Source organism: Citrobacter enshiensis, assembly GCF_029338175.1.
Lineage (GTDB): Bacteria > Pseudomonadota > Gammaproteobacteria > Enterobacterales > Enterobacteriaceae > Citrobacter_D > Citrobacter_D enshiensis.
The window spans coordinates 1,336,933-1,358,931 of record NZ_CP119862.1 but is presented as its reverse complement, the minus strand read 5'-3'; the positions used below and the strand labels follow the sequence as shown (position 1 = coordinate 1,358,931).

The window sequence follows — 21,999 nt, the reverse complement described above, 5'->3', positions numbered from 1 at the left end:
ACCATGACACCCACACTCTTCGACGGATATCTGGCGGGTTTTGCGTTGTTGCAGGCCGTCATTTTATTGGCACTGACGCCGTTGTTCACCGGGATCTCCCGGCAGATCCGCGCCCGTATGCACTCACGTACGGGACCGGGGATCTGGCAGGACTACCGCGACATCAACAAACTGTTAAAGCGTCAGGAAGTCGCGCCCTCTTCATCGGGTCTGATGTTTCGCGTGATGCCATGGGTATTGCTGAGCAGCATGTTGGTGGTGGCAATGGCGTTGCCACTCTTCATCCGTACGTCGCCCCTCGCGGGCGGCGGCGATTTGATCACTCTTATCTATCTCTTTGCCTTATTCCGCTTCTTTTTTGCCCTTTCCGGGTTGGATACCGGAAGTCCGTTCTCAGGGATCGGGGCCAGCCGGGAAATGACGATGGGTATTCTGGTGGAACCCATTCTGATCCTCTCTCTGCTCGTCATCGCATTAATGGCCGGCTCTACGCATATCGCCGTCATTAGCAACGTACTGGCAGCAGGTTGGGCATCACCGGTCGCCACATTGCTGGCATTGCTCGCCTGCGGTTTCGCCTGCTTCATTGAAATGGGAAAAATTCCTTTTGATGTTGCAGAAGCCGAGCAGGAACTTCAGGAAGGGCCGTTGACGGAGTATTCCGGTGCCGGACTGGCGCTGGTGAAGTGGGGGCTTGGGCTGAAACAGGTGGTGATGGCCGCGTTGTTCATCTCGCTGTTCCTGCCGTTTGGTAACGCAACAACCCTGACTTTCAGCAGCTTACTGATCTCACTGGTCGTGACACTGGGCAAAGTTCTGCTGCTCTTCGTGCTGGCATCTTTCGTCGAAAATACTTTGGCGCGCGGCAGATTCCTGCTGACGCACCACGTTACCTGGCTCGGTTTTAGTCTCGCCGCGCTGTCGTATGTTTTCTGGTTAACCGGTCTGTAAGGAGCATCGACATACCATGGAATCTCTTGCTCTAACGACGCTGCTGCTACCGTTTATCGGCGCGCTGGTCGTTTCGCTTGCCCCACAGCGCCAGGCCGCCACATTGGGGACGCTCTTTGCCGGACTGGCGACGCTCAGTATGCTGGCGCTGGAGGTCATGTTTTACCAGGCCGGGAAAGTGACCGTTGTTCTGCCGCTGGCAAGCGTCAATGACATCGCGCTGTTTGGGTTGGTTATCGATCGCGTCAGTACGTTAATCCTGTTTGTGGTTGTTTTTCTCGGCCTGCTGGTTTCACTTTTTTCCACCGGCTATTTGACCGAAAAAAACCGCGAACACCCGCATAACGGCAGCAACCGCTATTACGCCTTTCTGCTGATTTTTATCGGTGCAATGTCCGGGCTGGTGCTCTCTTCCACCATTCTGGGGCAACTGCTGTTTTTTGAAATCACCGGCGGCTGTTCCTGGGCGCTGATCAGCTACTACCAGACAGCAAAATCGCAGCGTTCTGCATTAAAGGCGCTGTTGATTACGCACATCGCCTCACTGGGGTTGTACCTCGCCGCCGCAACGCTGTTTTTACAGACCGGCACCTTTGCGCTCAGCGCGCTGAGTGAAGTGCAAGGTGACGCCCGCTATCTGGTCTACGGCGGCATTCTGTTCGCCGCATGGGGAAAATCGGCACAGTTGCCGCTCCAGGCCTGGTTGCCGGATGCGATGGAAGCCCCAACGCCGGTCAGTGCGTATCTGCATGCGGCCTCGATGGTCAAAGTGGGGGTCTACATTTTTGCCCGCGCGATCCTCGACGGCGGTCAGATCCCGCCTGCCATTGGCTGGACGGGCGTGGTGATGGCGCTGGTGACGCTGATCTACGGTTTCATGATGTATCTGCCGCAACACGATATGAAGCGCCTGCTGGCCTGGTCGACCATTACCCAACTGGCCTATATCTTTCTCGCGCTGTCGCTTGCCACCTTCGGTTCTCATCTCGCTTTCGAGGGCGGTATTGCTTACATCGTCAACCACGCGTTTGCCAAAAGCTTGTTCTTCCTGGTCGCGGGTTCTCTGAGCTATAGCTGCGGAACACGTCTGCTGCCGCGCCTGCGCGGCATATTGCGCACCTTGCCGCTGGTGGGAATTGGTTTCTGCGTGGCGGCGCTGGCCATCACCGGCGTCCCGCCATTCAACGGTTTCTTCAGCAAGTACCCGCTTTTCGCCGCCGGTTTCATGCTCTCCAGTCAGTACTGGTTGCTGATACCCGTCATGGTTCTGGTGCTGATTGAATCGGTCGCCAGCTTCGGTTGGTTTATTTATTGGTTTGGTCGCGTCGTGCCGGGCAAACCGAGTGACGACGTTGCGCAGGCAGTGCCGCTGCCGCTCTCAATGCGTCTGGTGTTGATGGTACTGATTGTGATGTCGCTTGTGTCCAGCGTCATCGCCGCAACCTGGCTTCAGTAAGGAGGTGAAGGATGACGGGAACAACGCTCGTAAATAATCTGGCGGGACTGATGATGCTGACGTCACTTCTGGTGATCTGCGTCAAAGGCTATCGCCTTTCATGTATTTTTTATGCCGTCCAGTCGCTGGTTCTGGTGTCCATTTTCGTGACGCTCTCGCGGGTGTTTGCGGCAGAACAATTGATGATGTGGTCGGTCAGCGCCTTCGTCACCAAAGTGGTGATGGTGCCGCTGATTATGAGTTTTGCCGTACGCAAAATCGCCCCGGTCAGCACCGAGAAGACCTTGTTCGGCCCGGCAACCATGGCGTTGCTGGCCGCGCTTATTGTGCTGCTCTGCGCTTTCGTCGTACAGCCGGTGAAATTACCGATGGCGGCGGACCTGAAGCCTGCACTGGCGGTGGCGCTGGGGCATTTCCTCCTCGGACTGCTGTGCATTATCAGCCAACGCAATATTTTGCGGCAGATTTTCGGTTACTGCCTGATGGAGAACGGCTCCCATCTGGTGCTGGCGCTGATCGCCTGGCGTGCGCCGGAGCTGGTCGAAATAGGTATTGCGACCGATGCCATTTTCGCCGTTATCGTGATGGTGCTGCTGGCCAGAAAGATTTGGCGGACCCATGGCACGCTGGACGTGAACAACCTGACTGCGTTGAAGGGATAATGAAATGAGTCATTCTGTCATGTTCACCTTACTGTTGCTGACGCCGCTGGTCATCTCATTGCTCTGTTTCGCCTGTCGCATGACAGGCGGGTCGGCACGCAACGCGGTCACCCTGATTCATACCGTGGGGATCACATTACTGCTGATTCTGACGCTATGGACGGTAAAAGAAGCGCTGAGCGAAGGCGAAATTTTCGCCGGGCATCGCTGGCTGCATATTGATAGCCTGAGTGGACTGTTTTTAGCCATTCTGGGCGTCATTGGTTTTCTCACGGGCCTCTATTCAATCGGTTATATGAATCATGAGGTGAAACACGGAGAAATTACCGAGCCCACGCTCTGCAACTATTACGGTTTCTTCCATTTATTTTTGTTCACGATGCTGCTGGTGGTGACCAGCAATAACCTGATCGTGATGTGGGCGGCGATTGAAGCCACCACCCTCAGTTCCGCGTTTTTGGTGGGTATCTACGGCCAGCGCTCTTCACTGGAAGCCGCCTGGAAGTACATCATCATCTGTACCGTTGGTGTCGCTTTCGGTCTGTTTGGCACCGTACTGGTTTATGCCAACGCCGCGAGCATCATGTCCGATCCTAATCTGGCGATTTTCTGGACCGACGTGTTGAAGCAGGCGACGCTGCTTGATCCGACGCTGATGCTGCTGGCGTTTGTGTTTGTCCTGATTGGCTTCGGTACCAAAACCGGTCTGTTCCCGATGCACGCCTGGCTGCCGGATGCGCATAGTGAGGCACCCAGCCCGGTGAGCGCCCTGCTTTCTGCGGTATTGCTTAACTGTGCGCTGCTGGTGTTGATCCGTTATTACATCATTATCTGCAACGCCATCGGCAGCGATTTCCCCAATACGCTGCTGTTGATCTTCGGTCTGTTGTCCGTCGGAGTTGCCGCCTTCTTTATTCTCGTGCAGCAGGACATGAAACGTCTGCTGGCCTATTCCAGCGTGGAAAACATGGGGCTGGTCGCCGTCGCGCTGGGTATCGGCGGGCCGCTGGGTATTCTGGCGGCGTTGCTGCATACGTTAAACCACAGTCTGGCGAAAACCCTGCTGTTCTGCGGTTCCGGCAACGTACTGCTGAAATACGGCACGCGAAATATTGATGTGGTCTGCGGCATGCTAAAAATCATGCCGTTTACCGCCGTCCTGTTTGCGGGTGGTGCATTGGCGCTCGCAGGGATGCCTCCGTTCAATATCTTCCTCAGTGAATTTATGACCGTCACGGCGGGTCTTGCCCGCGATCATATCGTGCTCACCATTGTGCTCTTGCTGCTGCTGACGGTGGTGCTGGCGGGTCTGGTCCGCATGGTCGCCCGGGTTCTGTTTGCTCGCCCGCCAGAGGCGGTGAGTCGCGGCGAACTGGGCTGGCTGACGACGCTACCCATGGTGGTTCTGCTGGTCATGATGCTGGTCATGGGCACCCACATACCGCAACCGGTAAGCCGAATTCTGGAAAATGCCTCCGCGATCGTGCTTTCAGGCTCCTCTGAACGCCCGATTCAGCTCAACGGCTGGCGTGATTTTGTTAACCCCACTACTGCATCGGTACCGGAGAGTAAAAGTGAATTATTCAGACAGCGTTAATCACCAGTCAAACTGCGGCGAAGCCTGTCTGGCCGCAGTAAGAAATCAGTTTCCTGGCGCGGTGCTGGACGAAGAGCGACAAACACCGACGCAGGTGACGATTACGGTAAAAACGAATCTGCTGCCCGACATCGTGCATTATCTTTACTACCAGCATGAAGGCTGGCTGCCGGTGCTGTTTGGTAACGACGAACGAAGCCTGAACGGACACTATGCGGTTTACTATGCGCTCTCGATTGAAGGCGCGGAAAAATGCTGGATCGTGGTGAAGGCGTTGGTCGATGCCAACAGTCGTGAGTTCCCATCGGTCACGCCACGCGTCCCTGCGGCGGTCTGGGGCGAGCGGGAAATTCGCGATATGTATGGCCTTATTCCGGTCGGTTTGCCCGATCAGCGCCGACTGGTGCTGCCCGACGACTGGCCTGATGATATGCATCCGCTGCGTAAAGATGCCATGGATTATCGTCTGCGCCCAGGACCGACGACCGATAGCGAAACCTATCCGTTTATTAACGACGGTGGCGATGACGCGCGCGTGATCCCCATCGGTCCGCTGCATATTACCTCCGACGAACCCGGCCATTTCCGCCTTTTTGTTGATGGTGAGCGGATCGTCGACGCCGATTATCGCCTGTTTTACGTGCACCGCGGCATGGAAAAACTGGCGGAAACGCGGATGGGCTACAACGAAGTGACATTTTTGTCGGACAGGGTCTGCGGCATTTGTGGATTTGCCCACAGCGTGGCCTACGCCACGTCCGTCGAAAATGCGCTTGGGATCCACGTCCCGCAGCGTGCGCATACCATCCGTTCGATATTGCTGGAAGTCGAACGCCTGCACAGCCATCTGCTTAATCTGGGCCTTTCCTGCCACTTTGTCGGTTTCGATACCGGCTTTATGCAGTTTTTCCGCGTGCGCGAAAAATCGATGACGATGGCGGAACTGCTGACGGGTTCGCGTAAAACCTATGGCCTCAACCTGATCGGCGGCGTTCGCCGCGACATTCTCAAAGAGCAGCGTCTGCAAACGCTGAAGCTGGTTCAGGAGATGCGCGCAGAAGTTTCGGATCTCGTCGAAATGCTACTCGCGACCCCCAATATGGAACAACGCACCCAGGGTGTCGGTATTCTCGACCGACAAATTGCCCGCGACTTTAGTCCGGTAGGACCGTTGATTCGCGGCAGCGGTTTTGCCCGCGACCTGCGTTTTGACCACCCGTATTCTGACTACGCCAACATTCCGAAAACGCTGTTCAGCTTCCCTGGGGGCGATGTGTTCTCCCGCGTGATGGTACGCGTGAAAGAGACCTTCGACTCGCTGGCGATGATCGAATACGCCCTCGACATGATGCCGAATACGCCGCTGCTCACCGAAGGCTTCACCTATCGCCCCCATGCTTTTGCACTCGGCTTTGTAGAAGCACCACGCGGCGAAGACGTGCACTGGAGCATGCTCGGCGACAACCAGAAGCTGTTCCGCTGGCGCTGCCGTGCCGCGACCTATGCGAACTGGCCGGTCCTGCGCTACATGCTGCGTGGCAACACCATTTCTGATGCGCCGCTGATTATCGGCAGCCTCGATCCTTGCTATTCCTGCACTGACCGCGTGACGCTGATTGATGTGCGTAAACGCAAGTCGAAAACCGTGCCGTATAAAGAGATCGAGCGCTACAGCATTGACCGCAGCCGTTCACCGCTGAAGTAAGGACAGAAAGATGCTGAAATTACTCAAAACCATCATGCGGGCTGGAGAGCCCACGGTGAAATACCCTTTTGCGCCGCTGGAGGTCAGCCCTGGCTTTCGCGGCAAGCCGGAACTGGACCCACGTCAGTGCATCGCGTGCGGAGCCTGTACGTCGGCGTGCCCGGCCAACGCACTGACCATGGAAACCTCCGCGCAGGATAACACCCGCACCTGGCAGCTCTATTTGGGGCGCTGTATTTATTGCGGTCGTTGCGAAGAGGTGTGTCCAACCCGGGCGATACGGCTGTCTGAAAACTTCGAGCTGGCGGTCACGTGTAAAGCGGACCTGTTCACCCGCGCAACGTTCCGCCTGCAACACTGCACTCAGTGTCAGCGGCCGTTTGCGCCAGAAAAATCGATCGAAATGGCCATCGCGTTACTGGTGCAACAGCAAAATGCGCCGCAAAACCTGGACTTGCTGCGTCAGCAGGCAGGCATCTGCCCGGAGTGTAAGCAACGCGCCGCGCTGTTTCATGGCGGCTGCGAAAATATATCTTTTGCCATTAAGGAGAAGCAATGACTTCGTTGACGGCAACACATCGCCACCACGTCAGTCAGCCCATTACGCTGGACGACCAGGCGCAACAAATGAAGCAGCGCCTCCTGAAGGATATTCGCCGATCAGCGTATGTTTATCGCGTTGACTGTGGCGGGTGCAACGGCTGCGAAATCGAGATCTTCTCTGCGATCACCCCAGTGTTCGACGCTGAACGATTTGGTATTAAGGTGGTGGCGTCCCCCCGGCATGCCGATATTTTGTTATTTACCGGCGCCGTCACCCGGGCAATGCGCATGCCTGCGCTGCGCGCGTACCACTCCGCGCCGGACCATAAGATCTGTGTCTCCTATGGCGCCTGCGGCGTCGGTGGCGGGATTTTCCACGATCTTTACTGCGTGTGGGGAGGCAGTGACACGATTGTGCCTATCGACGTGTGGATACCGGGATGTCCACCCACGCCAGCCGCTACGATCCACGGTTTTGCCGTGGCGCTGGGATTGCTGCAGCAGAAAATTCATGGTGTGGATTATGTCGATGCCGCAGCCGAGCCGTCTCAACCGCTGTGGCCGCAGATCCCTCCCGCTCAGCGTATTGCCGTGGAGAGAGAGGCGCGCCGCCTGGCGGGTTATCGCCAGGGACGGGAGATCTGCGACCAGCTCTTACGGGTGCTGACTCAGGATCCTTCCGGTCAACAGGTGGCGAGCTGGTTACAAGAAGCGGACGATCCGCGCCTGACCGACATCGTACACCAGTTATTACTGACTCTCAGGGGGCAACATGGCTAATCAGCGCGGCGAAATCGTCTTCTGGACGCTGCGACAGAAGTTTCTCGACAGTACGGTCGCCATGCCGGAAAAAAGTCGCCAGGTCATGTATTACTCACTGGCGATAGGCCATCACGTTGGCGTCATCGACTGCCTGAACGTGGCATTAACCTGCCCGCTGGCAGACTACAACCAATGGATAGCGCAAGTGGAAGATGAAGAAGCGCGCCGCAAAATGTCGGGCGTACTCCGCTTTGACGAAATTGTTATCGATGCCAGTCACGTTAACATGCTCAGCCGCGCCTTTTCCCCCCTCGCCGATGACGCCGCGGAACCGTGGCGTAGTCTGAGTATCCAATTGATTCATCTGCTGGATGATATTGTTCGTGAGCCGGCTATTTATCTGATGGCGCGGAAGATCTCGTGAGACGGATAACATTACGAAGTGAAGGGATAAGGTAAAGTGTCGCGTTGCCATGATCGCTACCGAAACGCACTCGCTACACAAAATGTCTCTTCAGTAAAAAGGACCGTTGATGACAAAGTTTGACGAGGCAATTTTTGCCCCGCCTGTAGGTAAGTTGTTGGATGATGTAGTCAGTACACTTATGCACTCTCTGACTCGGCAGAATGATAAGGCCTCTATACTGCACGCCTTCGTTCCGCTCCCCCCGCCCTTCAGCCCAATACAACTCATTGAACTCCACTTCCCGGAAAGCAGCTTCTATTATCGCTGCTTCGACGACGGAACCGACGAGATTGTCAAAGAGCCTTACCTGCGCGACGTAAGCGACTCTTCGCGACATGCCACGCTGCTCGGCAATACGCTGATGGCGGAGTTGCGTTTCATTCGCACGGATAAAGGAACGTTTACCCGCCAGGACACCAGCTTATTCAACTGGTTAGTTCGCATTATGACGCCTGCGCTGGAGTCTATGCTGACCCAGTCCAGCCAGCAGGAATCCCTTCAGTCCGTTTCGAAAGAACGCGATCATCACCGTGTGCTGGTCGATATTACCAACTCGGTGCTCTCTCATTTAAATCTGGAAGAGCTGATCGACGATGTTGCCAGAGAGATTAACCACTTCTTCGGTATCACCTTCGTCAGCATGGTACTGCGGGATACGCGACGGGCAGACAAGTACTGCGCATGGAGCACCGATTTCTCTCAGGAAGAACCGCCGGAACGCCTGCAGTTTATCCTGCAGGAACAGAGCATCATGCTGATGCAAACGCTGCGCGACAAGCACACCTGTTTGCTGCATCTGGAAGACGATCCCGTGCTGTGGGAGCACGACCCGCTGCTGCTGGATCTGAAAAACAACAACGTCGGAAGCGCCTTCTTTCTGCCACTGACCTTTGGCAGTCATACGCCGGGTGTCTTACTTCTCGCGCACCCTTCGCGCTCGCTGTTCAGCGAAGAGAATTGCGAACTTCTCCAACATATTGCCGACCGCGTGGCTATCGCCGTAGATAATGCCGACGCCTGGCGCAGTATGACGGACCTGAAAGAGAGCCTGAAACAGGAAAATTTTCAGCTAAGTGAACAACTGTTCGCCAGCCAGGGCGCCGGTAATATTATCTATCAAAGCCAGGCAATGGATGACCTGCTTTCGCAGATCAACATTGTGGCGCAGAGCGACAGCACCGTGTTGATCTGCGGTGAAACGGGGACGGGGAAAGAGGTGATTGCCCGCGCGATCCATCAGTTAAGTCTGCGCCGGGATAAACCGCTGGTAAAGATTAACTGCGCCGCGATCCCCGCCAGCCTGCTGGAAAGCGAACTATTCGGACACGATAAGGGGGCCTTTACCGGCGCGATCAACACCCATCGCGGCCGCTTTGAAATTGCCGACGGCGGAACCTTATTTCTCGATGAAATAGGCGATCTTCCCCTCGAGTTACAGCCCAAATTGCTGCGTGTACTGCAGGAAAGGGAGATAGAACGTCTGGGCGGAAACAAAACAATACCGGTCAACGTGCGAATGATTGCCGCCACCAACCGCGATCTCTGGCAAATGGTCGAAGACCGGCAATTCCGTAGCGATCTGTTTTATCGGCTGAACGTTTTTCCCCTTGAGATCCCGCCGCTGCGCGAACGACCGGAAGATATTCCGCTTCTGGCAAAACACTTTACGCAAAAAATGGCGAAGCGGATGAACCGGAACATTGACGTGATCCCAACCGAAGCGTTACGTCAACTGATGACATGGGACTGGCCGGGGAACGTGCGCGAACTGGAAAACGTGATCGAGCGTGCGGTACTGCTCACCCGGGGCAATAGCCTGAATTTGCACCTGAATACCCGCCAGACCCGGCTACTGCCGCCGCTGGGAAGCGATGCCCCCGTTTCCGGGCCGATGTCGCAAATGCTGAACCCCGCCACGCCGGAAAATGATGAAGAGGAACGCCAGCGTATTATTCAGGTTCTACGGGAAACAAACGGCATTGTCGCCGGACCTCGTGGCGCCGCTACGCGACTGGGTATGAAACGCACAACCTTATTATCGCGTATGCAACGGCTGGGCATTACCGCGCGTGAGGTCTTATAACGCTGCAACTCTGTGAAGGGATTCACATTTCATTCTCGTAAGAGGCTCTCACTCTGGTACGCACTGTGCATGAAGGTATGCAGTCTTTGATATCTCAGTGCTATTCAGGAGCATCTTATGAAGAACAGCGTTTCTTTAGACTTGAGAATGCCTGCCGAAATGGCAAAAGTCGCCGAACAGGCAGGCGTCTATAAGGTGACAAAGAAAAAGGAATTGGCATTTTTTCTGGCAATTACTGCCGGTGTGTTCATTTCTATTGCCTTTGTTTTTTATATTACCGTGACCACTGGCGCAGGGCCGGTGACAGCATTAACAAAACTGGTTGGCGGTCTCTGTTTTTCCCTCGGTCTTATTTTTGTCGTCGTTTGTGGTGCCGATCTGTTTACGTCGACAGTAATGACGGTCATGGCAAAAGCGAGTGGGCTGATCAGCTGGCGGCAATTAATGATCAACTGGTTTATCGTCTATTGCGGTAATCTGGTCGGAGCGCTCTTTTTTGTGTGCCTGATTTGGTTTTCCGGGCAGGCGATGAACAGCAACGGTTTATGGGGATTAAACGTTCTGCAAACCGCCGATCACAAAATGCACCACACCTTTATCGAAGCGGTTTGTCTGGGCATATTGTGTAATTTAATGGTCTGCCTCGCGGTATGGATAAGTTATTCTGGTCATTCGCTCACCGATAAAATCGCCGCCATGTTATTACCGATCAGCATGTTTGTCGCCAGCGGTTTCGAGCACAGCATCGCCAATATGTTTCTGATCCCTCTGGCCATCATGATTCGTTATTTTTCACCGGACGCATTCTGGAATCTCACGCAGACCACTGCGGATAATTTCCCGGCATTAACAATGAGCAATTTCATTACCGATAATCTGATTCCCGTGACCATCGGCAATATTATTGGCGGCGGTTTGCTGGTCAGCGTGACGTACTGGATCATTTATTTACGAAAAACAAAACAATAATACCGGAAATATGAACAGATGAAGGTAGCCCGGCGGTCATATGTGCGCCGGGCTATTTTATGGACTGAAGATTACTCTTCCAGAGTGGTCTGTCCGTCAGGCCAGGCGTGGACCACCGCTTTGATTAACGTTGCCAGCGGAATGGCGAAGAAGACGCCCCAGAATCCCCACAAACCGCCAAAAATGACCACTGACAGGATAATCACTAAGGGGTGCAGGTTGACGGCTTCAGAGAACAGCACCGGCACCAGCAGATTTCCGTCCAGCGCCTGAATAATCAGGTACACGGCAAAACAGCTCCAGAACTCCGTCCCTAAACCAAACTGGAACAGCGCCACTCCCACGACCGGAATCGTCACCACAAATGCGCCGATGTAGGGGATCAGCACCGAGAATCCGACCAGGACCGCCAGCAGTAATGAGTAGTTCAGGCCAAACAGTAAAAAGCCAAGCCATGTCGCCACGCCAACGACCACCATTTCCAGCACTTTGCCGCGAATATAGTTGGTAATCTGCTGGTTCATCTCTTTCCAGACCTGGCCTGCGAGGCCCCGATTTCGCGGCAGAACCCGACGCACGGCATTCAGCATCTGATCTTTATCTTTGATCAGGAAGAAAACCATCAGCGGCACCAGCACCAGATAGACCGCCAGCGTCAGCAGTCCCACCAGTGACGCCAGCGAGTATTTCACCACCGAATCGCCCATTGAGAGCATTCGGGTGCGCAAATTTTCCGCCATTGCATCAATGATCCCGGCATCCATCAGCGCCGGATAGCGACGCGGCAATGTCGCCGCAAAATCGGAGAGCTTATTCAGCATGCCTGGCATGTCGCGGATTAAATAGATCCCCTGCTGCCACGCCACCGGCATCACCACAAATGCCATCAGTAGCAATATGCCGACGAAGACCACAAGGACAATCGAGGTCGCCCACCGCCGGGAACAACCAATCGCTTCCAGACGCACTGTCGGCCACTCGAGCAGATAAGCCAGGACAAGCGCCACCAGCAGCGGCGCTAAAAGCCCACTAAAAAAGAACAGGATGCTAAAACCAGCCACCAGAATAACCAGCAAAGCAATCGCCTCCGGGTCGCTAAAGCGACGGCGATACCATTGCATCAACATTTCGAGCATAAAAACCCTTCCCTGAACTCAATAGCGGGATTGTGATCCCGAATTGTATCGAAATGTCACAAAAAAGACTTCGCTTTTTATGGCTGATTCAGGAAACTGAGATGCGTCCTGGTCCGGGTGTTCATTGGCGGGTTTCGCAGTTACACTCCCAATGTCACCGACGCGGGAACGATATTTCGCAGCATCGGTCAAATGGCTATCTCAAAGAATACAGGACAGAGGTCATGTTCAGGCAGTTTAAAAAAAACCTGGTTGCTACCCTCATCGCTGCGCTGACCCTCGGTCAGATAGCGCCCGCGTTTGCAGATCCAACGGACACACTGCCCGATATGGGGACCTCGGCAGCAAGTACGCTTTCCATCGGTCAGGAAATGCAGATGGGCGATTATTATGTTCGCCAGCTGCGAGGCCGCGCACCGCTGATTAACGATCCGCTGCTGGTACAGTACATCAATACCCTCGGGATGCGCCTGGTCTCTCATGCCGATTCGGTGAAAACCCCCTTCCATTTCTTTTTGATTAATAACGACGAAATTAACGCCTTTGCCTTCTTCGGCGGCAACGTCGTTCTGCATTCCGCGCTTTTTCGCTATTCCGACAACGAAAGCCAGCTGGCTTCCGTGATGGCGCACGAAATCTCCCACGTGACCCAGCGTCACCTGGCGCGTGCGATGGAAGATCAACAGCGTAGCGCCCCGCTGACCTGGGTCGGCGCATTAGGCTCGATATTACTGGCGATGGCCAGCCCGCAGGCGGGCATGGCGGCGCTCACCGGAACTCTGGCAGGTACGCGCCAGGGGATGATCAGCTTCACGCAGCAAAACGAGCAGGAAGCCGATCGTATCGGTATTCAAGTTCTGCAACGTTCGGGCTTCGATCCCCAGGCGATGCCGACGTTCCTGGAAAAACTGCTCGATCAGGCACGTTACTCCACCCGACCGCCTGAAATTTTGCTCACCCACCCCTTGCCGGAAAGCCGTCTCGCGGACGCCCGTAACCGTGCGAACCAGATGCGACCAGCCGTGGTGCAATCTTCAGAAGACTTTTATCTGGCGAAAGCGCGTACGCTGGGGATGTACAATTCAGGGCGCAATCAGTTAACCAGCGACCTGTTGGATGAATGGAGCAAAGGCAACGTTCGTCAGCAACGCGCTGCGCAATACGGCAAAGCGTTACAGGCGATGGAAGCCAATAAATATGACGAGGCGCGTAAGACGCTGCAGCCATTGCTGAGCGCAGAGCCGAACAATGCGTGGTATCTCGACCTGGCGACCGATATCGATCTGGGTCAGAAGAAACCCAACGACGCCATTAACCGGCTGAAAAGCGCCCGCGATCTGCGCGTTAACCCCGTCCTGCAGCTCAACCTGGCCAATGCCTTGTTGCAGGGAGGACAAGCGAAAGAGGCTGCAACCATTCTCAATCGCTATACCTTCAATAATAAAGATGACAGCAACGGCTGGGACCTGCTGGCTCAGGTAGAAGCGGCGATAAATAACCGCGATCAGGAACTGGCGGCGCGTGCTGAAGTGTATGCACTGTCGGGACGTCTGGATCAGGCGATCTCTATGCTCAGCAGCGCAAGCTCTCAGGTCAAACTGGGAAGTCAGCAGCAGGCGCGTTACGATGCCCGCATCGACCAGTTGCGCCAGCTACAGCAGCGCTTCAAGCCGTATGAAAAGATGTAAAAGGAGAACTCATGTCTGACACGGTAAAAATCTACCATAATCCTCGCTGCTCGAAGAGCCGCGAGACGCTTAGCCTGCTGAAATCCAACGGCGTGGAGCCGGAAGTGGTGCTCTATCTGGAAAGCCCCGCAGATGCCGCCACCCTGCGTGAACTGCTACAAAAGCTGGGGATGTCCAGCGCGCGTGAGCTCATGCGCCAGAAAGAAGATCTTTATGCTTCACTCAACCTGGCAGACAGCCAGCTGAGTGAAGAGGCGCTGATTCAGGCGATGGTAGAGAACCCGAAACTGATGGAGCGCCCGATTGTGGTCGCCAACGGCCAGGCGCGTATCGGTCGCCCACCAGAACAGGTGTTGGAGATCGTCAGCTAATCCTCCTGCCGCAGCGCTTCAAGAAAAGCCTGCGGCGTCTTATCGCCCAATTTTTTTTGCGCCCTGCCTGCGTTATAAAATTCGCATATCTGAATCAGTAACTGACTGGCTGATTCGGTTTGCAATCGCGGAATAATCGTCATCAAAGGAACAACCACCTGCGCCCTGACCGGTGAACTTGGGTTGATGTTGTGGCAGATTCCACGCTGCTCCAGGGCGCTTCTCACGCTGACGCAGTCAGCCTCAAAAAGAAAAGTCTCAATAGATTGTATATCAGCAGGACATTCACGCAGTAATTCTTCCAGCCAGTTCACCACGCGCTGCGGCGAGATCCCGGCATACAGTCTGGCAAAGCACCACCCGCTTAACGGTTCACGCGCCCACAGCAAATGATGCTCGCCGCCATCGTCCATAGGTAATGAAAGCAGAAGGTGATGCACCTCCAGGTGATGGGGTAACAGCCCAGCTTTTAACGCTTTGTTCCCCTGTAACGGCGCATCCCGGTGTTTAGGCGCAACCGGTTTTAAATACCGGTTCAGCGTCGCACGGGAGACCGGTATCCCCAAAACGTCATTCACCAGCAACAACAGTTCATCCAGCGGCGCACCCGACACATCGCGCAGCGCATTGACCAAAGATATTTGCTCTTGTCTCATCGCTTTGTGTATTACACCTGGCGTCGTTTTCTTATCTAAAACCTCTTCGCGGCAACGCCAGCGCCTCACGGTAGTCACCGATATACCAAGCTCAGCGGCGAGTTCTCTGTCACTTTTATCCGAGTTCTGGAGATAACGGCGAATGCGTGGCGTGGTGGTGGCATTGGCGTGTAATTTGATTTCCATCGTAAGAATTTCCGCATTTCCGTAACTAATCAAGTGAGATTTATAGTAATACAGCGATTACATTGTGACCTGATTCACCTTTCAGCCGCCATGCTTCACTGATAATCCGCAGACATAACACACATCACGTCACTTAATCTTGTACGGAGTTCACAATGAACAATGTTCTGGGATTTCTTGAAGCGAAACTGATGCCCATTGCAGCAAAAACGGCGCAGCAGCGTCATTTAGGTGCAATTCGCGGCGCATACGTTTCGTTCATGCCATTTATTATCGTCGGTTCTATCCTGCTGGTGATCTCGTCGTTTCCCAATGAGGGCTATCAGCACTTCATGTCCAGCACCTTTGGCGAAAACTGGGGCAACATCGTTGAGATCCCGTTTAATGCCGTTTTCTCTACCATGTCGCTGTTTATCTGCTTTCTGGTCGGCTTCCGACTGGCAGAATATTATGGTGATGACCGCCTCTCCTGCGGGATTCTGTCGCTGGTCAGTTTTCTTATCCTCACCCCGTTTATCAAAGTCGCTGAAAACGGCGGTATTACGGTGATGCCGGTTGAGTGGATCGGCAGCAAAGGGCTGTTCGTGGCCATGATTGGCTCGCTGCTCTGGACAGAGCTATTCTGCTGGCTGAAGCGTAAAAAGCTGGTGATCAAAATGCCCGATGGCGTGCCGCCAGCCGTGCAGGAATCCTTCGCCGCGCTGATTCCGGCGTTACTGGTGATGATTCTGGTACTCGCCATTCGTATTCTCTTCCAGAACACCCATTACCAGACAATTCATCAGGTTATTTACGAAGTCGTCGCCACCCCGGTACGCCACTTCGGCACCTCTTACATTGGCGCACTGCTGACGGTATTTAGCATTACCATTTTGTGGTCGGTGGGGATTAACTCCGGTTCGATGGTCAACGGCATCATTCGCCCGTCATGGATGGAAAATCAGACTGATAACATCGCCGCGATTCAGGCGGGCATCACGCCGCCGCACATTATCACCGAACAGTTTTTTGACATGATCTGGATGGGCGGTGCGGGCGCGACGCTGTCGCTGGTTATCGCCATGTTGATTTTCGCCCGTAGCAAAAACATGCGGGAAGTGGCCCGACTGGGCGCGGGCGCATCACTGTTCAATATCAATGAACCGATTCTGTTTGGCCTGCCGGTGATCATGAACCCGATCATGCTGATTCCATTCAATCTGGTACCGCTGGTGCTGGTGACTATCCAGTACGCGGCCATGAAAATCGGCATGGTGGCGGTGACAACCGGAGTGTTTATTCCCTGGACGCTGCCACCGGTCATCAGCGGCTTTATCGTTACCGGGCATATCAGCGGTAGCATCATGCAGCTTATCAACCTGCTGATTGGCGCCATGCTGTATCTGCCTTTCCTGCGTATTCTGGACAAACAATACCGCGCTGCAGAAATCGATTCTCTTACGCAAACCGAAGCCGCGCTGGCTAAACAGGAGTAAACCATGTGGGGAATTATCGCCACCTGGCGAATGGCGCTTGAAGGCGTCACGGAGTCTGCGTCTGCACTGGCGGCGGGGACACGCGCGGCATCCGCCGTCGTCGACGCCGTTGCCGCCGTTGAAGACTTCCCGTTTTACAAATCCGTCGGCTACGGTGGTTTGCCCACTGAAAATGGCGATGTCGAACTGGACGCTGCCTTTATGGATGGCGACACCCTGGCGTTTGGCGCCGTGGGCAATCTGGTGGATATCGCCAACCCGGTGCGGGTGGCTCACGCATTAAGCCGCCAGCGCTATAACAATTTGCTGGTCGGTCAGGGAGCTCGCGAGTGGGCGCTTAATCAGGGGTTTGCGAGCAAAACCATGCTCACTGACCGCGCCATGCAACATTATCGAAAGCGCTGTCGCGAAACGCTGGATAAAGGTCTGAGTCCCTATGACGGCCACGATACGGTCGGAATTATCGGGCTTGATAAGCACGGCTCAATGAGCGTCGCGACCTCCACCAGCGGCCTGTTTATGAAAAAACGCGGACGTATTGGAGACTCGCCAATCATGGGTTCCGGTTTCTATTGCGACAGCGAGACAGGCGCGGCGACCGCAACGGGCGTCGGCGAAGATCTGATGAAAGGCTGTGCCAGTTATGAAATCGTGCGCCGCATGGCGCAGGGTATGACGCCGCAACAAGCCGCAGATTCCGTGGTGTTCGAACTGGAAGACAAACTGATGTCGCGCTTTGGCCGCGCGGGCGATCTCTCTGTTGTCTGTATGAACAACAAAGGTGAGTTTGGCGCCGCCACCAATATCAAAACCTTTTCATTCACGGTGGCCTCTGCCCACCATCCGCTTACCGTTTATCGCGCCGAACGCCAACGCGAAAAGACGCATTATCAGCCTGTCGATGAAGAATGGATGCAGGCCTACGCTGCGCGAATTCGTGCCCCGATAGAGGAAGAATAATGATTACCTACCAGTTCATTCATTCACTCACAGAGACGCAACCGGAAAGCCATCTTATTGCACGCGCATCCTGCCCGCTGCTACCCGATACCCCGCTTATCAACGAGATGCGCCAGCAGGATAAAACCGCCGATACGTGTTTCGGTTGCGCGCCGTTTGCACGTATTACGTTACTCCCCGAAGCCTTCTGGCACGATCCGCTGACCGAAAGTTTGCTGGGCGCGTTACGTCCGTTGCTGGCAGCACCTGTCAGTTCCCGTGTGGTCATTGATGTGACGGACATCAATGACACAGTACTGATGCAGTTATTGCGTTTTTTGTTCAATCAGGCGCACCGGCTCAGCGATTTACAGCTCAAAAAGGCAGACCATGCGTCAGTGCGCGTTTTTCACATAGACGCGCTCTGTCTGCCCGCGCAGCAAAAAAGGTTAGAGACGCTATTTCGCCAACAGCAGGCGATTGCCAATGGCATGGTTGCTGCACGCCGCCTGGCAGATATTCCGTCAGACCGCTGTACGCCGCAATTTGTGGTTACAGAAGCGCAAAGGCTGTGCTCCGCTTTCCCTGCCCTTCGTTGCGAAATACTTGATGAAAAACAGATTATTGAGCAACGTTTGGGTCTGCTGTATGCCGTGGGTAAAGGCGCGACCTGCCCGCCTCGTTTGCTTGCTATTCACTACGATGGTATCGCCGAGGGTCCGGTACGCTGCTATGTGGGTAAAGGTATTACGTTTGATACCGGCGGCCTGTGGCTGAAAGAAGGCGCGGGTATGTACACCATGAAGTACGACATGTGCGGCGCAGCCAATGTGCTGGGATTGCTGCTGACGGTTGCGGAGTTAAATTTACCGCTTCGCATTATGGGCGTGCTGGCGTTGGCTGAAAACGCCATCGGCCCTGACGCCATGCAGCCGGGTAGCGTGGCGCGCGCCTGCAACGGTCTGACGGTGGAAATCAATAATACAGATGCAGAAGGAAGACTGGTGCTGGCAGACGCGATTGCCTGGGCCAGCCAGCGGCATCCACAGGCCCGGTATCTTATTGATATGGCGACCTTAACCGGTGCGGTAGTGAAAGCGCTGGGCTATGAACTGAACGGACTCATGACTCAGGATGAACCCTTACGTCAGGCGTTAAATGTAGCCGGAAAACAGTGCGGGGATGAAGTCTGGTCGCTACCGCTTGATGCGCGGTTAAAAAAACAGACCGAAAGCACCATTGCCGATCTGTGCAATACGCCCGGTAATAACGCGGCGATCAGCGCTTCCGCCGCCTGGTTGCTACACCACTTTTGCCCGCCGACAATTCCATGGGCGCATCTGGATATTAGCGGTACGGCGCTATGGCGGGAAAACGGGAAGAGTGTTGCCTCAGGCAGGCCGATTCCCCTGCTGGTAGAACATCTCCTGGAAGATATACGTCAGGCGTGAGTCTATGAGTCGCCGGGTAAGGCACCACCGCCGCCCGGCAAGATTACAACTTGAGGATCTCTTTTACGAAGGGGATCGTGAGCTTACGTTGCGCGCTAATGGAGGCATGATCGAGCTGATCCAGCGTATCAAAGAGCGTACGCATTTCTCTGTCCAGTCGTTTCAGCAGGAAACGCCCCACATCTTCCGGCAGTTCGAAACCACGCAATCTTGCCCGCAGCTGTAAAGCCTGGAGTTTATCTTCATCGGAGAGCGGCTGAAGTTTATAAATTTGTCCCCAGTCCAGGCGAGAGGCCAGATCGGGCAGCCCAAGATTTAACTGGCGCGGTGGGCGATCGCCGGTGATCAGTAAACGGGTTTTCCCCGACTCCAGGATACGATTGTAGAGATCAAAGATCGCCATCTCCCACAATTCGTCCCCCGCAACACATTCAATATTATCAATGCACACCAGCGACAAATGTTCCATTCCGTCGAGAACTTCGGGCACAAACCAGGTACGTTTATCCAGCGGGACATAACCGACCGCATCGCCACGCTGCGACAACTCGGCGCACGCGGCATGCAGCAGATGGCTTCTGCCCGCACCTTCGCGCGACCAGAGATAAATATATCCGCTATGTTCCTGACGTAGCACGTTTTGCAGCGCGGCCAGTAAAGAGGCGTTATCCCCCGGCCAGAAACTTGCAAACGTTTCATCGTCAGGAAGATAAAGTGGCAGAGAGAGCTGTGCCGGTGTGTTCAGAGATACCTCAACCCAGGATTTCACAAAATCGCAGTGAGTTTACCACAGAATTCCGTCGCGATAGAACCGGGCAGCGTCGCTGCCCGGACAGAGAGTTAGTGCTGAGGACCATCCACATCCTGCGCATCCAGGACGACTTCTTCCGGACGCAACAGCGAGATCACTTTGAAAATCAGGCTCAGGCCAATCCCGACAATGGTCGCCAGCGCCATACCTTTCAGTTCTGCCGCGCCAATGTGCACCTTCGCGCCGCTGACACCGATGATCAGAATGACCGATGTCAGGATCAGGTTTTGCGCTTTGTTGTAATCCACTTTTGATTCGATCAATACGCGGATACCCGATGCGCCGATCACCCCGTACAGCAGCAGCGACACGCCGCCCATCACCGGCAGTGGGATTATCTGAATGGCGGCGGCCAGTTTACCTACACAGGAAAGCAGAATCGCAATAATGGCCGCGCCGCCGATAACCCAGGTACTGTACACGCGCGTAATCGCCATCACACCGATGTTCTCACCGTAGGTGGTGTTTGGCGTGGAGCCAAAGAACCCGGAGATGACGGTCGACAGGCCGTTAGCAAACATTGAGCGGTGCAAACCCGGATCGCGGATCAGGTCTTTCTTCACGATATTCGCCGTGACCACCAGGTGACCCACGTGTTCCGCAATAACCACCAGCGCCGCAGGCAGAATCGTCAGAATGGCAAACCACTCAAAACGCGGAGTATAAAAGGTCGGCAGCGCAAACCAGTGTGCCTGTGCAATCGGCGTGGTATCCACAACGCCCATCGCAAACGACAGCGCATAGCCCGCCAGCACGCCGATCAGAATCGGGATGATCGCCATGAAGCCACGGAACAGCACGGAGCCGAATACCGTTACCGCCAGGGTGACCATAGAAATGATGATGGTTTTCGAGTCCGGCGTTTGGCCTTCGGCAGGCAGTAATCCCGCCATCCCCGCAGCGACACCCGCCAGCTCCAGACCGATGACGGCAACGATTGCGCCCATCGCCGCAGGCGGGAACATCACATCCAGCCAGCCGGTCCCCGCCTTCTTCACAATCACTGAAACCAGGCAGAACAGGACGCCGCACATAATAAAGCCGCCTAACGCGACTTCATATCCCAGAGGCAGCAACAGCAGAACCGGGGAGATAAAGGCAAAGCTTGAACCTAGATATGCAGGAATTTTACCTTTACAAATAAAGAGGTACAGCAATGTGCCAATGCCGTTAAACAGTAAGACAGTGGCCGGGTTGATATGAAACAGGACTGGCACCAGCACGGTTGCGCCAAACATGGCAAACAAATGCTGCAAACTAAGCGGGATAGTCTGTAAAAGCGGCGGTCTTTCACTCACCCCGATAGCACGGCGCGTCATAGTGTTTTCCTCTGAGTGTTGTATGTTATTGATGTTTTATTCAAAAAAAAGCCGACTCTAAAAGTCGGCTCTTTTTATTTTTTCGTTTACTTCGTACCAAAGATCTTATCGCCGGCATCGCCGAGGCCCGGAATAATGTATCCGTGCTCGTTGAGTCCCTGGTCAATCGACGCCGTGTACAGCTCGATATCCGGGTGCGCTTTTTCCAGCGCCGCGATACCTTCCGGTGCCGCAACCAGTACCAGCACCTTGATGCTGGAGCAGCCTGCTTTCTTCAGCAGGTCGATGGTGGCGATAACGGAACCGCCGGTTGCCAGCATCGGGTCAACGATCAGCGCCATACGCTCGTCGATGTTGGATACCAGCTTCTGGAAGTACGGTACCGGCTCCAGCGTCTCTTCGTCACGGTACATGCCCACGACGCTGATACGCGCGCTCGGGACGTTTTCCAGTACGCCGTCCATCATGCCCAGGCCTGCGCGCAGGATCGGCACAACGGTAATTTTCTTGCCTTTGATCTGGTCAATTTCTACCGGGCCGTTCCAGCCTTCGATAGTCACTTTTTCTGTTTCCAGACCCGCAGTGGCTTCATAAGTCAGCAGGCTGCCAACTTCGGAGGCGAGTTCACGGAAGCGTTTAGTGCTGATGTCGTGCTCGCGCATCAGGCCCAGCTTGTGTTTGACGAGTGGGTGTTTCACTTCCACAATCTTCATTCTCTTTCTCCTTTGAATAGGGCAGCCACAAAAAAAATCGACGGATTATACCGCCATTCT

Annotated in this window: 20 protein-coding genes; 15 read left to right on the top strand and 5 right to left on the bottom strand. The window is 54.7% G+C overall.

Features of this window, described 5'->3' with window-relative positions:
- The first annotated feature begins 3 nt into the window (after window positions 1–3).
- The 10 genes from P2W74_RS06535 to focA all read left to right on the top strand — a co-directional run bounded on the left by P2W74_RS06535 (window position 4) and on the right by focA (window position 11,194).
- Complete coding sequence (locus P2W74_RS06535; RefSeq protein ID WP_203360451.1) at window positions 4–951, top strand: respiratory chain complex I subunit 1 family protein; 948 nt, start codon at window positions 4–6, stop codon at window positions 949–951.
- A gap of 16 nt (window positions 952–967) precedes the next feature.
- A complete protein-coding gene (locus P2W74_RS06530; protein ID WP_276294382.1) occupies window positions 968–2,407 on the top strand; it encodes a hydrogenase 4 subunit D in 1,440 nt (479 codons plus the stop codon).
- An 11-nt stretch (window positions 2,408–2,418) separates the two neighbouring features.
- Window positions 2,419–3,069 carry a hydrogenase 4 membrane subunit gene (gene hyfE, locus P2W74_RS06525; RefSeq protein ID WP_276294381.1) on the top strand — a complete coding sequence of 217 codons (651 nt, stop codon included), beginning with the start codon at window positions 2,419–2,421 and terminating at the stop codon, window positions 3,067–3,069.
- Window positions 3,070–3,073: 4 nt separating this feature from the next.
- Window positions 3,074–4,666 (top strand): hydrogenase 4 subunit F, encoded by a 1,593-nt coding sequence (hyfF, locus tag P2W74_RS06520; protein WP_276294380.1) that lies wholly within the window; start codon window positions 3,074–3,076, stop codon window positions 4,664–4,666.
- Window positions 4,644–6,371: a hydrogenase large subunit gene (locus P2W74_RS06515; protein WP_276294379.1), complete on the top strand. Its 1,728-nt coding sequence runs from the start codon at window positions 4,644–4,646 to the stop codon at window positions 6,369–6,371. Before hyfF ends, P2W74_RS06515 begins: the two co-directional genes overlap by 23 nt.
- 10 nt (window positions 6,372–6,381) lie before the next feature.
- A complete protein-coding gene (gene hyfH / locus P2W74_RS06510; RefSeq protein ID WP_276294378.1) occupies window positions 6,382–6,930 on the top strand; it encodes a hydrogenase 4 subunit H in 549 nt (182 codons plus the stop codon).
- Window positions 6,927–7,694: an NADH-quinone oxidoreductase subunit B family protein gene (locus tag P2W74_RS06505; RefSeq protein ID WP_276294377.1), complete on the top strand. Its 768-nt coding sequence runs from the start codon at window positions 6,927–6,929 to the stop codon at window positions 7,692–7,694. The genes hyfH and P2W74_RS06505 overlap by 4 nt, the downstream gene beginning before the upstream one ends.
- Window positions 7,687–8,100, top strand: a complete 414-nt coding sequence (locus tag P2W74_RS06500; RefSeq protein WP_276294376.1) for a formate hydrogenlyase maturation HycH family protein — start codon at window positions 7,687–7,689, stop codon at window positions 8,098–8,100. The genes P2W74_RS06505 and P2W74_RS06500 overlap by 8 nt, the downstream gene beginning before the upstream one ends.
- Window positions 8,101–8,209: 109 nt before the next feature.
- Window positions 8,210–10,225 (top strand): sigma-54-dependent Fis family transcriptional regulator, encoded by a 2,016-nt coding sequence (locus P2W74_RS06495; RefSeq protein ID WP_276294375.1) that lies wholly within the window; start codon window positions 8,210–8,212, stop codon window positions 10,223–10,225.
- Between the two features lie 117 nt (window positions 10,226–10,342).
- Window positions 10,343–11,194 (top strand): formate transporter FocA, encoded by an 852-nt coding sequence (focA, locus tag P2W74_RS06490; RefSeq protein ID WP_276294374.1) that lies wholly within the window; start codon window positions 10,343–10,345, stop codon window positions 11,192–11,194.
- Window positions 11,195–11,265: 71 nt separating this feature from the next.
- On the opposite strand, the gene P2W74_RS06485 is transcribed toward focA, so the two are convergent.
- Window positions 11,266–12,330 carry an AI-2E family transporter gene (locus tag P2W74_RS06485; protein WP_276294373.1) on the bottom strand — a complete coding sequence of 355 codons (1,065 nt, stop codon included), beginning with the start codon at window positions 12,328–12,330 and terminating at the stop codon, window positions 11,266–11,268.
- A 224-nt stretch (window positions 12,331–12,554) separates the two neighbouring features.
- Here P2W74_RS06485 and bepA point away from each other — a divergent pair, with 224 nt between their 5' ends.
- Both bepA and arsC read left to right on the top strand, forming a co-directional pair.
- On the top strand, window positions 12,555–14,018 hold the full coding sequence (gene bepA, locus P2W74_RS06480) for a beta-barrel assembly-enhancing protease (protein ID WP_276294372.1): 1,464 nt from the start codon (window positions 12,555–12,557) through the stop codon (window positions 14,016–14,018).
- 11 nt (window positions 14,019–14,029) lie between these two features.
- Entirely contained in the window at window positions 14,030–14,389 is a 360-nt protein-coding gene (gene arsC / locus P2W74_RS06475) for an arsenate reductase (glutaredoxin) (protein ID WP_276294371.1), read from the top strand.
- On the opposite strand, the gene P2W74_RS06470 is transcribed toward arsC, so the two are convergent.
- On the bottom strand, window positions 14,386–15,231 hold the full coding sequence (locus tag P2W74_RS06470) for an XRE family transcriptional regulator (protein ID WP_276294370.1): 846 nt from the start codon (window positions 15,229–15,231) through the stop codon (window positions 14,386–14,388). The two genes, arsC and P2W74_RS06470, sit on opposite strands and share 4 nt — an antisense overlap.
- 155 nt (window positions 15,232–15,386) lie before the next feature.
- Between P2W74_RS06470 and celB the strand changes: the two genes are divergently transcribed.
- Genes celB through P2W74_RS06455 form a run of 3 tightly spaced genes read left to right on the top strand, consistent with a single transcriptional unit; the run spans window position 15,387 to window position 19,096 of the window.
- Entirely contained in the window at window positions 15,387–16,706 is a 1,320-nt protein-coding gene (gene celB / locus P2W74_RS06465; protein ID WP_276294369.1) for a PTS cellobiose transporter subunit IIC, read from the top strand.
- A 3-nt stretch (window positions 16,707–16,709) separates the two neighbouring features.
- The gene (locus P2W74_RS06460) at window positions 16,710–17,666 is read left to right on the top strand and encodes a N(4)-(beta-N-acetylglucosaminyl)-L-asparaginase (RefSeq protein WP_276294368.1); all 957 of its coding nucleotides are present in this window, start codon (window positions 16,710–16,712) and stop codon (window positions 17,664–17,666) included.
- Complete coding sequence (locus P2W74_RS06455) at window positions 17,666–19,096, top strand: leucyl aminopeptidase family protein (protein WP_276294367.1); 1,431 nt, start codon at window positions 17,666–17,668, stop codon at window positions 19,094–19,096. Before P2W74_RS06460 ends, P2W74_RS06455 begins: the two co-directional genes overlap by 1 nt.
- 43 nt (window positions 19,097–19,139) lie before the next feature.
- Here the strand turns inward: P2W74_RS06455 and P2W74_RS06450 are convergent, their stop codons facing one another.
- The 3 genes from P2W74_RS06450 to upp form a co-directional block, all read right to left on the bottom strand.
- The gene (locus P2W74_RS06450; protein ID WP_276295136.1) at window positions 19,140–19,841 is read right to left on the bottom strand and encodes a DnaA inactivator Hda; all 702 of its coding nucleotides are present in this window, start codon (window positions 19,839–19,841) and stop codon (window positions 19,140–19,142) included.
- A gap of 95 nt (window positions 19,842–19,936) precedes the next feature.
- On the bottom strand, window positions 19,937–21,226 hold the full coding sequence (gene uraA / locus P2W74_RS06445) for a uracil permease (protein ID WP_276294366.1): 1,290 nt from the start codon (window positions 21,224–21,226) through the stop codon (window positions 19,937–19,939).
- An 86-nt stretch (window positions 21,227–21,312) separates the two neighbouring features.
- Window positions 21,313–21,939, bottom strand: a complete 627-nt coding sequence (gene upp / locus P2W74_RS06440; RefSeq protein ID WP_162379081.1) for a uracil phosphoribosyltransferase — start codon at window positions 21,937–21,939, stop codon at window positions 21,313–21,315.
- Between the last annotated feature and the right edge of the window lie 60 nt (window positions 21,940–21,999).

Bases quoted from the DNA above. Each gene is read 5' to 3' on its own strand.
- P2W74_RS06535 (WP_203360451.1), top strand. From the start codon at position 4: ATGACACCCACACTCTTCGACGGATATCTGGCGGGTTTTGCGTTGTTG.
- P2W74_RS06530 (WP_276294382.1), top strand. From the start codon at position 968: ATGGAATCTCTTGCTCTAACGACGCTGCTGCTACCGTTTATCGGCGCG.
- hyfE (WP_276294381.1), top strand. From the start codon at position 2,419: ATGACGGGAACAACGCTCGTAAATAATCTGGCGGGACTGATGATGCTG.
- hyfF (WP_276294380.1), top strand. From the start codon at position 3,074: ATGAGTCATTCTGTCATGTTCACCTTACTGTTGCTGACGCCGCTGGTC.
- hyfH (WP_276294378.1), top strand. From the start codon at position 6,382: ATGCTGAAATTACTCAAAACCATCATGCGGGCTGGAGAGCCCACGGTG.
- P2W74_RS06505 (WP_276294377.1), top strand. From the start codon at position 6,927: ATGACTTCGTTGACGGCAACACATCGCCACCACGTCAGTCAGCCCATT.
- P2W74_RS06500 (WP_276294376.1), top strand. From the start codon at position 7,687: ATGGCTAATCAGCGCGGCGAAATCGTCTTCTGGACGCTGCGACAGAAG.
- P2W74_RS06495 (WP_276294375.1), top strand. From the start codon at position 8,210: ATGACAAAGTTTGACGAGGCAATTTTTGCCCCGCCTGTAGGTAAGTTG.
- focA (WP_276294374.1), top strand. From the start codon at position 10,343: ATGAAGAACAGCGTTTCTTTAGACTTGAGAATGCCTGCCGAAATGGCA.
- P2W74_RS06485 (WP_276294373.1), bottom strand. From the start codon at position 12,330: ATGCTCGAAATGTTGATGCAATGGTATCGCCGTCGCTTTAGCGACCCG.
- bepA (WP_276294372.1), top strand. From the start codon at position 12,555: ATGTTCAGGCAGTTTAAAAAAAACCTGGTTGCTACCCTCATCGCTGCG.
- arsC (WP_276294371.1), top strand. From the start codon at position 14,030: ATGTCTGACACGGTAAAAATCTACCATAATCCTCGCTGCTCGAAGAGC.
- P2W74_RS06470 (WP_276294370.1), bottom strand. From the start codon at position 15,231: ATGGAAATCAAATTACACGCCAATGCCACCACCACGCCACGCATTCGC.
- celB (WP_276294369.1), top strand. From the start codon at position 15,387: ATGAACAATGTTCTGGGATTTCTTGAAGCGAAACTGATGCCCATTGCA.
- P2W74_RS06460 (WP_276294368.1), top strand. From the start codon at position 16,710: ATGTGGGGAATTATCGCCACCTGGCGAATGGCGCTTGAAGGCGTCACG.
- P2W74_RS06455 (WP_276294367.1), top strand. From the start codon at position 17,666: ATGATTACCTACCAGTTCATTCATTCACTCACAGAGACGCAACCGGAA.
- uraA (WP_276294366.1), bottom strand. From the start codon at position 21,226: ATGACGCGCCGTGCTATCGGGGTGAGTGAAAGACCGCCGCTTTTACAG.
- upp (WP_162379081.1), bottom strand. From the start codon at position 21,939: ATGAAGATTGTGGAAGTGAAACACCCACTCGTCAAACACAAGCTGGGC.